The organism is Pseudomonas sp. LAP_36, assembly GCF_019456785.1.
GTDB lineage: Bacteria > Pseudomonadota > Gammaproteobacteria > Pseudomonadales > Pseudomonadaceae > Aquipseudomonas > Aquipseudomonas tritici.
Genome location: NZ_JAHZMS010000010.1, coordinates 72061 through 83178, shown reverse-complemented (window position 1 = coordinate 83178; position 11118 = coordinate 72061). Strand labels below are relative to the sequence as shown.

10 protein-coding genes are annotated in these 11118 nt (G+C 61.6%); 7 read left to right on the top strand and 3 right to left on the bottom strand.

Translation table 11 applies throughout. From position 1 onward, the window contains the following. Positions 1-8: 8 nt before the first annotated feature. Positions 9-1220: an MFS transporter gene (locus JBO08_RS24835; protein ID WP_065880839.1), complete on the bottom strand. Its 1212-nt coding sequence runs from the start codon at positions 1218-1220 to the stop codon at positions 9-11. A gap of 121 nt (positions 1221-1341) precedes the next feature. Between JBO08_RS24835 and JBO08_RS24830 the strand changes: the two genes are divergently transcribed. From JBO08_RS24830 to JBO08_RS24815, 4 genes are all read left to right on the top strand, one after another. Further along, the gene (locus JBO08_RS24830; RefSeq protein WP_065874235.1) at positions 1342-2046 is read left to right on the top strand and encodes a TetR/AcrR family transcriptional regulator; all 705 of its coding nucleotides are present in this window, start codon (positions 1342-1344) and stop codon (positions 2044-2046) included. Positions 2047-2228: 182 nt separating this feature from the next. Then, entirely contained in the window at positions 2229-2750 is a 522-nt protein-coding gene (locus JBO08_RS24825) for a sigma-70 family RNA polymerase sigma factor (RefSeq protein ID WP_065874236.1), read from the top strand. Further along, positions 2747-3697 carry a FecR family protein gene (locus JBO08_RS24820; RefSeq protein WP_220075133.1) on the top strand — a complete coding sequence of 317 codons (951 nt, stop codon included), beginning with the start codon at positions 2747-2749 and terminating at the stop codon, positions 3695-3697. The genes JBO08_RS24825 and JBO08_RS24820 overlap by 4 nt, the downstream gene beginning before the upstream one ends. Positions 3698-3772: 75 nt before the next feature. After that, complete coding sequence (locus JBO08_RS24815) at positions 3773-6178, top strand: TonB-dependent siderophore receptor (RefSeq protein WP_065873284.1); 2406 nt, start codon at positions 3773-3775, stop codon at positions 6176-6178. A gap of 40 nt (positions 6179-6218) precedes the next feature. On the opposite strand, the gene JBO08_RS24810 is transcribed toward JBO08_RS24815, so the two are convergent. Then, positions 6219-7115 (bottom strand): LysR family transcriptional regulator, encoded by an 897-nt coding sequence (locus JBO08_RS24810; protein WP_065873285.1) that lies wholly within the window; start codon positions 7113-7115, stop codon positions 6219-6221. 123 nt (positions 7116-7238) lie between these two features. Between JBO08_RS24810 and JBO08_RS24805 the strand changes: the two genes are divergently transcribed. The 3 genes from JBO08_RS24805 to JBO08_RS24795 all read left to right on the top strand — a co-directional run bounded on the left by JBO08_RS24805 (position 7239) and on the right by JBO08_RS24795 (position 10493). Next, the gene (locus JBO08_RS24805; RefSeq protein WP_065873286.1) at positions 7239-7901 is read left to right on the top strand and encodes an RraA family protein; all 663 of its coding nucleotides are present in this window, start codon (positions 7239-7241) and stop codon (positions 7899-7901) included. 11 nt (positions 7902-7912) lie between these two features. Then, on the top strand, positions 7913-9121 hold the full coding sequence (locus JBO08_RS24800; RefSeq protein WP_220075132.1) for a pyridoxal phosphate-dependent aminotransferase: 1209 nt from the start codon (positions 7913-7915) through the stop codon (positions 9119-9121). Positions 9122-9215: 94 nt separating this feature from the next. Beyond that, on the top strand, positions 9216-10493 hold the full coding sequence (locus JBO08_RS24795) for a cation:dicarboxylate symporter family transporter (RefSeq protein WP_220075131.1): 1278 nt from the start codon (positions 9216-9218) through the stop codon (positions 10491-10493). A 51-nt stretch (positions 10494-10544) separates the two neighbouring features. Here JBO08_RS24795 and JBO08_RS24790 read toward each other — a convergent pair whose 3' ends face one another. Continuing rightward, entirely contained in the window at positions 10545-11003 is a 459-nt protein-coding gene (locus JBO08_RS24790) for an Hsp20 family protein (RefSeq protein ID WP_049712265.1), read from the bottom strand. Positions 11004-11118: the final 115 nt, after the last annotated feature.

The window sequence follows — 11118 nt, the reverse complement described above, 5'->3', positions numbered from 1 at the left end:
CCGAAGGTTTAATGAGCCATGGCCTCTATATGGGTCCGTCGCCCTGGCTTAAAACCATGATCACGTGCCGCCCACGCGATCACCAGCGCCACGCCGATCAATACCAGCATTGCCCATGGAAACGCCGCTACGCCCCAGTGGTCCAGCAATACCCCGCCCATCACGCCGCTCGCGGCAATCGCGCTGTTCCACGCCACCACATTCAGCGACAACGCCACATCCGCGCCATCACCCGCCGCATCCGCGAGGGCCGTTTGCAGCAAGGTGGCGGCACCGCCGAAACTCAAGCCCCACACGGCGACACCGACGTAGACCACGCCAGGCACCTCGCCCAACACGCCAAACACCAGCGAGATCACCGCAAATACCACCAGGCTGACCAGCACTGTCTTGCGTAATAACGGCTCGACCAGCTTGGCCGTCAACCAAATCCCCGCCAATGCGGCAATGCCGAATACCAGCAACACCACGTCCACCCGCCCAGCCAGCCCCGCCCGTGCGACGAACGGGGCGATGTAGGTGTACAGAATGTTGTGCGCCAGCATCCAACTGATGACCACCGCCAGCACCGGCCACACGCCCGGCGTCGTCAGCACCTTGCCCAACGACACGCGTTGATGCGCGGGTTGGGGCGCGTAGTCCGGGACTTTCACCAGCACCCACACAATCAACACCAGGCTAACCGCCGACATCAGACCGAACGTGGTGCGCCACCCCAGCAGCCCACCCAGCCACGTGCCCAGCGGCACACCCAACGACAAGGCAATCGGCGTGCCGACCATCGCCAACGCCAGCGCCCTGCCCTGTTGATGCGGCGCAACCATGCGCCGGGCGTAACCGGCCAGCAGGCTCCAGGCCAACCCTGCCGCCACACCGGCGAAGAAGCGCGCCACCAGGGTCACGCCATAGTGAGACGACAGCGCGGTGATGGAGTTGAACAATAAAAAACCGACGATGGTCAGCAGCAACACATTGCGTCGGCGCCAGCCACGGGTAGCAATCGTCATGGGAATCACCGCCAACAACGAACCCAGTGCATAGGCGGTGACCATCTGCCCGGCCATAGAGGGCGAAATCGCCAAGCCGTCGCTGATCAACGGCAAGAGGCCGGCGGGCAAGGTTTCGGTGACGATGCAGATAAAGCCGGTCATGGCCAGGGCGAGCAAGGCGCCGATGGGCAGGCGGTCGGATGACCTAGATAACGTCAGTGAGGGTGTCACGGTAAACTCCTTGAGTGAGACTTAGATACTGATCGATATAGATGTTGCCGGCGACTGCAACACGTTGTCAACGACTTATGTATCGACTAGTATTTATATCGCTTTCCACCGGAGACCTGACATGGCGCAAATGGGCCGCCCCCGTACCTTCGATCGCGAACACGCTGTGGAACAGGCCATGCACCTGTTCTGGCAGCACGGCTACGACGCCACTTCCCTCGCCCAACTCAAGGCCGGCCTGGGTGGCGGAATCTCCGCGCCGAGTTTTTACGCGGCGTTCGGTTCCAAAGAGGCGTTATTTGACGAATGCGTGCAGCGCTACCTGGCGACCTACGCCCAGGTCACCGAATGCCTGTGGGACGAAAGCCTGATACCGCGCCAGGCCGTTGAGACAGCGCTGCGTCAGTCGGCGCGCATGCAGTGTGAAGACGGGCATCCCAAAGGCTGCATGGTGGCACTGGGGGTGATGAGCGCGCCAAGCCCGGAAAACGCGCGGGTGGCGACTGGGTTAACGCAGTCGCGGCTGCGCACGCGCGCTGGGATTGTGGCCTGCGTGGAACGGGCGATACGCCTGGGGCAGTTACCGCAGACGCTCAACCCGGCCGTGATGGCGACGGTGTTTGACAGCTTCCTGCAGGGCATTTCGATCCTGGCACGGGACAATGTGCCCCATGCCACTCTCGACGCGGCGATCAGCCAACTGCTGCTCACCTGGGATATCGCCGCCTCTGCTGTACCGCCCCTTCGTCCCGACGTTGCCTCAGGAAATCCACAATCGCCCGCACTCGATGCGGCCCATACCGCCCATGGGCATACAGCAAGGTAAACGGCCGCGAGCGTCCGTGATAAGGCAGCAACACCTCCACCAAACTGCCACCGACCCTTACTCGGCGGTGAGGCTGCTGGGGCTGCCCAGCTGCAAATCTTCGAAATAGCGCTTCACGCTTGCTTTCGCTGATGACACACCGCTAATCTTGCGAATAATTCTTATCCGCAGACTTAGCCTCCATGTCGGCCAGCAATCTTCCCTTGAACCAGGCGGTCCAGGCGCTCTACACCGAGCACCATGGCTGGTTGTTCGGCTGGCTGCGGAAAAAGCTCGGCTGCCCGTATAACGCGGCGGATCTCTCCCACGACACGTTCCTGCGTATCCTCGCCTCCCGCGACGCGCTGGGAGCGATGCGTGAACCGCGGGCGTTCCTCACGACCACGGCGCGTCACTTGATTATCGACCGCGCTCGCCGTCGCCAGCTGGAAGACGCGTATCTGCGGGAACTGGCGCTGACCATCGAGATGATGGAGCAGTGCCAGCAATCGCCGGAGCAAATCCTGGTCACCCTTGAAGCATTGGAACAGATCGCCTTCGTGCTCGACGGCCTGGCGCTGAATGCGCGGCGGGCGTTCCTGCTGTACTTCCTCGAAGGCCTGCGCCAAAGCGAAATCGCCAGCCGCCTGGGCATTTCCGAGCGCATGGTGCGCAAGCATCTGATGAATGCCTTGATGCATTGCAACCACGCGTTGGACGTATGAGCGACGACCTCGACCAGCAGGCCGCCAACTGGGTGATTCGCCATAACGAAGGCCACCTCAGCGAGCGCGAACAACAGCACTTCGAACGATGGAAAGCCGCCGACCCACGGCACGGTGCAGCCTTTGAGCGTTTGCAAGGCTTTGTCGGACGCTTGCAGGCAATGCGCCCGCAACAGGCGCCGGTGCAGGCTGCGCTGGAGGCCGCGCGGGTGCGTCGGCGCAACCCGGCGGGCCGCGTGCTGCTGGGACTGTTGGTGGCCTTGCCGGTGGCCCTCGCGTTGCGGGCTTACCCTCCCAGCTATCTGCTGGCAGACCAGCGCACCGCCCCGGCGCAATGGCAACGCGTCAACCTGGAAGACGGTTCGCAACTGACCCTCATCGGCAACAGCGCCGTGGACCTGACCTTCAATGGCGAGCAACGCCAGGTGCGTTTGCTGCGCGGTGAAATCCTGGTGCAGGTTGCCCATGATGCGACACGGCCGTTTACCGTGGTCACCGATGACGGCCAAATGCGCGCCCTTGGCACGCGCTTTACGGTAAAGCGCGAGACGCCGGGCACCCTGCTCAGCCTGCTTGAATCCAAAGTCGCGGCGACTGGCGCCAGCCAGCATGACGCCGTACACGTCAGCGCTGGCGAGCAAGCGCGCATCACGCCGAACGCTGTCACGCTGCTCGGCAAGATCGACCCACGCACCACCGACGATGCCTGGCAGCGCCATCAACTGGTGGTGCAGGACCGGCCATTGCCGGAGGTGCTCGACGAACTGGCGCGCCAATTTGGCGGCCATGTGCAGTTCAATCGCGAGCAACTGGCCGACCTGCGTGTTTCCGCCGTATTGCCGCTGGATAACCCACGCCGCGCCCTGCAGTTGATTGCCGATGGTCTGCCGGTGCGTATCCGCGCGTTCAGCCCGCTGTGGTTGCAGATTGAGCGTCACGAAAAATAGTCTTGCGGGCCGGGTTCCGCTTTTCACGACTGCTGCGTCAAGGAAGAAAGCACCTCAATCACAGGAATTTCTTCCATGCCCCGCCACTTCAAGCGTTCTGCGTTGCCCCTCGCCCTGGCGATCAACCTGGCCAGCCTGGCTGCGCTGACCCTGGCCATCAGCAGCCCGGTGGCGGCGCAAGAAACCGTGCGTTATGCCATCGCCGCCGGCGCCTTGGGCCCGGCGTTGAACCTGTTTGCCCAGCAGGCGCATGTGGCGCTGCTGTTCGACAGCAAGACCGTCGCTGGCCTGAACACCGCCGGTTTGCAAGGCGATTACCCGGTGGCGCAGGGCTTCGCCCAGTTGCTGCGCGGCAGCGGTTTGCAGGCGGTGCAAGGCACCAACGGTTACGTACTGGTGCCACTCACGACCAGCGGCTCGCTGGAGCTGGGCCCCACCGCCATCACCGGCCTCAGCGAAGAACGCAGCACTGACCACGTCAAAGGTTACGTCGCCACGCGCAACCTCAGCGCCACCAAGACCGACACCCCGATCATCGAAACCCCGCAATCGCTGTCGGTGGTCACCAATGACGAAATCCGTGACCGCCAATCCGAAACGCTCTCGCAAACCCTCGACCTCACGCCGGGCTTCACCAGCCAGCCCACCAGTTTCAACCGCACCTCGGACCGCTTCCGTATTCGCGGTTTCGACGTGGAATCCGCCACGGGTGGCTCCCTGCGCGATGGACTGCGCCTGCAAAACAACTCCTACGACGGCGTGCAGGAACCCTATGGGCTGGAACGCGCCGAGGTGATTCGCGGCGCGGCGTCGGTGCTGTACGGCCAACTGTCGCCGGGCGGCTTGATCAACACCGTGAGCAAGCGCCCAAGCCAAACGCCCTACCACGAGATCAACCTGCAAGCCGGGCAGAACGATCGCAAGCAACTGTCCGCCGACTTCACGGGCCCGGTGGGCGACAGTGACACCTTGAGCTACCGCCTGACCCTGCTCGACCGCAAGAGCGACACCGCTGCCGATCACATCCAGAACGACAAGGTCTACGTCGCCCCGGCCCTGACCTGGCAACCGGATGACGATACGTCGCTGACCCTGCTGTCGTTCTATCAGAAGACCGAGACGGGCTTCTCCGCGCCCCTGCCCTATCAGTTGACCAAGGGCGTGGGCAGCGGCGGTTTCCAGATCGGCCGCCACGACTTTATCGGCGAGCCGGACTACGACGAAATGAATGGCGAGATGTCTGCGCTGGGCTATGAATTCGAACACCGCTTCGATGAGCACACGCGCATCAGCAACAAGCTGCGCTACTACCAGTCGGATGTGACGTGGCGGTACCTGCAAGTCAACACCGCCGGCATCGCCGCCGCGCAGACCACCGGCATCCTGCGCCGCCAATACAGCGACCGCCAAGAGCGCTCGCGGGGCCTGGCCAGCGACACCAACATCGAAAGCAAATGGCAATTCGGCGACTGGCAGCACACCTTCCTGCTGGGCTTCGACGGCTATGACACCAGCTACGACTCGCATAACTTCCGTGGCACTGCACCGTCACTGAACCTGGCAACCTACAACTACGGCCAGCCGGTGGTGGTGAACCGCAACCCGGCAACCGACCGCGGTTCGCAGATCGATACCCTGCAAAAAGGCCTCTATTTCCAGGACCAGATCAAGTTCGATGAGCGTTGGATTCTGCTGTTGGGCGCACGCCATGACTGGGCCGACCAAGACACCGAACTGTTCCGCAATTCCGCCAAGAGCAGCCAGAGCGATGAAGCCACCACCTGGCGCGCGGGCCTGGTGTACAAGGCCGACAATGGCCTGGCGCCCTATATCAGCTACAGCGAGTCGTTCTTCCCGGTGGCCGGCACCAACAAGGCGGGGCAAAGCTTTGTCCCCACCGAGGGCAAGCAGTATGAAGTCGGTATCCGCTATCAGCCCGAAGGCAGCGCCACGCTGCTGAGTGCAGCGGTGTACCAGTTGGAACAGCGCAACGTGCTGAGCCAGGACCGCACCGATCTCAACTTCTCGGTGCAGGTCGGCGAAGTGCGCTCGCGAGGCTTCGAGCTGGAAGCCAAGACCGAAGTCACCCCCAACCTCAGCCTGATCTCGTCCTACGCCTATATCGATGCACGCATTACCAAAAGCGATATCGCCAGCGAAATCGGCCAACGCAGTGAAGACACGCCTTACCACCAGGCCGCCCTCTGGGCCGACTACCGCCTGGCGGCATTGGGTATCCCGCAACTGCGCATCGGCGGCGGCGCCCGCTACAAAGGCACGACCCAAGCCTCCGGCGTACCGTCATCAATGCCCGCCTACACCCTGTACGACGCGCGCGCCAGCTACGAAATCGATCCGCATTGGGAAGTCGCGCTTAACGCCAACAACGTCACCAACAAACGCTACACCTACTGCGAATTCGCGATTTGCCGCTATGGCGATGAGCGGCAGTTGGTCAGTTCATTGACGTATCGCTGGTAGCGCTAAGAGCAGGCTGACGCGGGAAATGGCAAAAAATGACCTAGAACAGCAGCCGCGAAAAGTCGCAGCAGGCTTGGGCCAGCGTTGCGACGTCCTGGTTCAGGCCAAATTGTCGGTCCACGCGATGCAACGCCACATATTGGATATCCGGTAGCGCAGGCTGCGTGACCAACGCGCGCAAGGTGCCTTGCTCGATCAGATGGGACAGGCACACCACCGGCAGGTAGCTCACACCCACCCCCGACAACGCCAACCCGGCCTGCACCAACAGGTTATGGCTGGTCAGGGTGCGCGGCAGTTGCACATTGTTTGCCGCCAGCCAGCGTTCGTAGATCATCCCGGTACCCGACTGCGAACCCTGGGTGAGCACGGTGTAGCTGGCGAGCGTTTCCAGGCTGATGGGATCGGCGTCCGGGATCAGGCCTGGGGAGCACATCCAGGCGTTTTCCACGCATTGCAGCACGGTACTGTGGAAGCGCGGATCGCTGTAGACGTCCGGCACAATCACCAGGTCCAGTTGGTCGCTTTCCAATTTGCGAAACAGCTCGCTGCTCAGCTCTACCGACGGTTCGATCTGCACCTTGGGGTAGGCCTGGCGCAGCGCTTCGACCAGCGCCGGCAACCAGGTCAGCGCCGTCAGCTCGGTGACCCCGAGGCGAAACCGGCGCACCAGCACTTCGCGGGCACTGACGCGCTCGAGCAATTGGTCGCGGCTTTTGAGCAGGTCACGGGCGTAATCAAGCAGTTCACCGCCTTTTTCCGTCAGCCGGGCGTTGCGTTTGCTGCGGTCGAATACCTCGACGTCGAAGGTGTCTTCCAGCTCCTGTATACGCTTGGAGATGGCCGACTGAGACATGTTCAGCTTGTTGGCCGCGGCTTCGAAACTGCCCAGCTCGGCGATCCAGTACAGCGCGTCGATTTGCTTGAACGTGATCATGGTGTGCCAGTCATGAAAAAAATCGATGCTAACACATCATAAAATATCGCTAAAACTCTCCGTTCATCGCTCCTAAGATCCGGCCATAGCCCATCGCTATCCAAACGACTCTGGAGATTTGCCATGTCCTTGCCCGGTTCTCGCATCCTTCCCAACGCGCCCATGGCCTCGGCCGAATTGGTCGAGGCATTTGCCCACGTAGTCACGCCGCACATCAGCGACAACCTGGCCCGGCACATCGGCGCCCGTGGGCTCACGCGCTACAACCGCAGCGGGAAGCTGGTAGGCACGGCGATCACCGTCAAGACGCGCCCCGGTGACAACCTGCTGATCTACAAGGCCATGAGCATGCTGCAACCCGGCCATGTGCTGGTGGTGGACGGCCAGGGCGACACCAACAACGCGGTGATCGGCGAGCTGGTCAAGCTCTACGCCCAGCAACGCGGTTGCGTAGGGTTTGTGATCGACGGCGCGATTCGTGATGTCGCCAGCTTCGAGGACACCCCCTGCTATGCCCGCGCCGTGGTGCATACCGGCCCGTACAAAACCGGGCCCGGCGAAGTGAACGTGCCAGTGTCCATCGGCGGCATGATCATCAACCCGGGCGACCTGCTGGTAGGCGATGAAGATGGCCTGGTCGCGTTCTCCCAGGCAGACGCTGGCGAAGTGCTGCGCCGCGCCGCCCAGCACGCCGACCATGAAGAAACGGTCAAGGCCGAAATTGCCAGCGGCGCGGTGCGCCAGAGCTGGATCGACAAAGTCCTGCACAACGCAGGCCTGGCGTGAAGGAATCCGTGATGAGTCATGCATTTTTGTCGGACCGCATCCTGGGCATTGCGCCCTCCCCGAGTATCGCCGCCAATGCTTTGGTGAGCGAGTTGCGTGCCCAGGGCCGCGATATCGTTAACTTCACCGTGGGCGAGCCGGATTTCGACACGCCTGCGCATATTCTGGAGGCCGCCAGCCAGGCGATGCACAGCGGCGACACCCACTACACCGCCACCACTGGCACCCTTGCGCTGCGCCAGGCGATTTGCCTCAAGCTGGCGCGCGACAACGACTTGGCTTATGGCCTGGACGAAGTGGTCGCCGGTTGTGGCGGCAAGCACATCATTTATCACGCGCTGGCGGCGACGCTCAATCGCGGCGATGAAGTCATCGTGCACACGCCGTACTGGGTGTCGTATCCGGATATAGCGCGGCTCAACGATGCCACCCCGGTGATCATCCCCGGTGATGAAAGCCTGGGTTTCAAGTTGTCGCCCGAGGCCCTTGAACAGGCGATCACTGCGCGCACCAAATGGGTGATCCTCAACAGCCCGAACAACCCCAGTGGCGCGGTGTACAACGAGGCTGAACTGCTCGCGCTGGCGCAGGTGCTACGCCGCCATCCCCATGTGCTGATCATGGCTGACGAGATCTACGAACACTTCGTCTACGGCGAGGCCCGGCACGTGCCGTTGACGCGCCTGGCGCCCGACCTCAAGGCGCGTACCCTGATCATCAACGGCGCGTCCAAGGGCTATGCGATGACTGGCTGGCGCCTGGGCTTTGGTGCGGGCCCCGCCTGGCTGATCGCAGCCATCGCCAAATTGCTGTCGCAAACCACCACCTGCCCCAGCTCGTTGAGCCAGGCCGCTGCGGTGGCCGCGTTTGCCGGCGAGCAGGCGCCCATTGGCGCGATGCGTGAGGAATACCGGCGACGCCGCGCATTGATGCTGGAGCGGTTGGAGGGCATTCCCGGCGTGAGCTGTACCCCGCCGGACGGTGCGTTCTATGTGTTCGCCAATGTGAGCGGACTGATGGGTAAACGCACCCCACAGGGTCATCGCCTCGAGAGCGATAGCCAACTGGTCGACTACCTGCTGCGCGACTACGGCCTGGCCACGGTCGGCGGCGCGGCGTACGGCATGTCGCCGTATGTGCGCTTGTCTTTTGCCAGCTCGCCGCAAGTGATCGAAGAAGGTTGCCGCCGACTCAAAGACGCATGCCACGACCTGCGCTGACAGCTGCCTGCCACACCCTGCGGCCAACGGACGGCTGCTTATTGACTGCCTAGAACAACAACTCAAAATCATTGATCTCAAATGAGGCATTCCCATGCACACGCCCCGTATCGCGCTGGTCTGGCAAATCATGATCGGCTTGCTCGCCGGTATCGCCATTGGTGCCCTGCTGCACCACTTTCCCGAATCCCGGCCGTGGCTAGTGGACAACCTACTGCAACCGGCGGGCGATATCTTTATCAAGCTGATGAAGATGATCGTCGTGCCTATCGTATTTTCCTGCATGGTGGTGGGCATTGCCGGCCATGGTGACGGCAAATCCCTGGGCCGAATCGGCGTGAAATCCCTGAGCTATTTCTTTTGCATCACCACCCTGGCCATCATTATCGGCCTGGTCATGGGCAACCTGCTCAAGCCCGGCGCCGGCACTGAACTGTCCAGCCTGCATGCCGCCAACATCACCCTGCCCACCAGCAACGGCGCCGGTCATAGCCTGGGGCAGATTATCGTCGGCATCATCCCCGACAACGTGATCAACGCCATGGCCCAGGGCAGCCTGTTGTCTGTATTGTTTTTTGCGGTGATGTTCGGCCTTGGCGTGGCACGCCTGCCGGCCGAGCGCAAAGACCCCGTGATTGCGCTGCTGCGCGGCGTTGCCGATGCAATGTTCAAAGTGACCTCGATGATCATGGCCTACTCGCCCATCGGCGTATTCGGCATGATCGCAGTGACCGTCGCCAACTTCGGTTTCAGCTCATTGCTGCCGCTGGCCAAGCTGATCATGGTCAGTTACGTGGCTATTGGCTTTTTTGTGCTGGTGGTGCTCAACCTGGTAGCGCGAGTGTGCGGGATCAACCTGTTCGCGCTGATGCGCCATATCAAGGATGAACTGGTGCTGGCCTTCTCCACCGCCAGCTCGGCGGCGGTGATGCCCCAACTGATGAAAAAACTCGAGACCTACGGCGTGCCGCCTTCGCTGGTGAGCTTCGTGGTGCCGGTCGGCTACTCGTTCAATCTCGACGGTGCCTCGCTGTTCCTCGGCATCGGCACCTTGTTCGTCGCGCAGCTGTACGGCATAGAGTTGAGCCTGGGCGATCAGGCCTTGTTGGTGGTGACCATGGTGCTCACCTCCAAAGGCGCTGCCGGGGTGCCAGGGTTTATGTTTGTGATCCTGTCGGCGACGCTCGCCAGTGCCGGTTTGCCGTTGGAAGGGATCGCGTTTATCGCCGGGGTGTATCGGTTGATGGAAATGCCGACTACCGCGCTGAATGTGTTGGGTAATGCGCTGGCACCGCTGGTGATTGCGAAGTGGGAGGGCCATGATGCCAAAGCGGCACATGAACCGAGCACTCGGAATATGCCTGCAGGCTAACGTGTACCTACGAATAAAGGCGCTCCGTGGAGCGCCTTTATTCTATTCACGTTACTGCTCGCTGATGGATTTCACATCAGCCTTGGCAGCACCACCAATCGCGATGCGCTTAGGCTTGGCTTCCTCCGGTACAACCCTGAGCAAATCAATGCTCAGCAAACCATTGGCGAGCTGTGCGCCCTGCACTTCAATGTGGTCGACCAGGCGGAACGACAAGCGGAACGCGCGCTGGGCGATACCCTGGTGCAGGTAGGTGATGCCTTCATTGTGTTCGCGCTTGCCGCCAGCGACGGTCAACACGCCTTTTTCCACCTGAATCTCCAGGTCATCCTCCACTAAGCCTGCGGCCGCGATGACGATCCGGTAATGGTCATCACCGTGCTTTTCGACGTTGTGGGGTGGGTAGGTGGTACCGGCCTCGCTGCGAAGCGCCGATTCAAAAAGGTCGTTGAAACGGTCAAAACCGACAGAGTGGCGGAACAGTGGGGCCAAAGAAAGAGTAGTAGCCATTGCAAAATCTCCTGAGTTTTCTCCAAGTGATTTGATACGCGACCCGGATTCGGCATCGCGTAAAGCCTAAGTAGGTTCAGGAGGAAAAATTTCAAGCGTCGCCCATAAAATTTTT

Coding starts and splice junctions, on each gene's coding strand:
- JBO08_RS24805 (WP_065873286.1), top strand. CDS start 7,239: ATGTCCTTGCCCGGTTCTCGCATCCTTCCCAACGCGCCCATGGCCTCG.
- JBO08_RS24790 (WP_049712265.1), bottom strand. CDS start 11,003: ATGGCTACTACTCTTTCTTTGGCCCCACTGTTCCGCCACTCTGTCGGT.
- JBO08_RS24825 (WP_065874236.1), top strand. CDS start 2,229: ATGTCGGCCAGCAATCTTCCCTTGAACCAGGCGGTCCAGGCGCTCTAC.
- JBO08_RS24820 (WP_220075133.1), top strand. CDS start 2,747: ATGAGCGACGACCTCGACCAGCAGGCCGCCAACTGGGTGATTCGCCAT.
- JBO08_RS24800 (WP_220075132.1), top strand. CDS start 7,913: ATGAGTCATGCATTTTTGTCGGACCGCATCCTGGGCATTGCGCCCTCC.
- JBO08_RS24830 (WP_065874235.1), top strand. CDS start 1,342: ATGGCGCAAATGGGCCGCCCCCGTACCTTCGATCGCGAACACGCTGTG.
- JBO08_RS24810 (WP_065873285.1), bottom strand. CDS start 7,115: ATGATCACGTTCAAGCAAATCGACGCGCTGTACTGGATCGCCGAGCTG.
- JBO08_RS24795 (WP_220075131.1), top strand. CDS start 9,216: ATGCACACGCCCCGTATCGCGCTGGTCTGGCAAATCATGATCGGCTTG.
- JBO08_RS24815 (WP_065873284.1), top strand. CDS start 3,773: ATGCCCCGCCACTTCAAGCGTTCTGCGTTGCCCCTCGCCCTGGCGATC.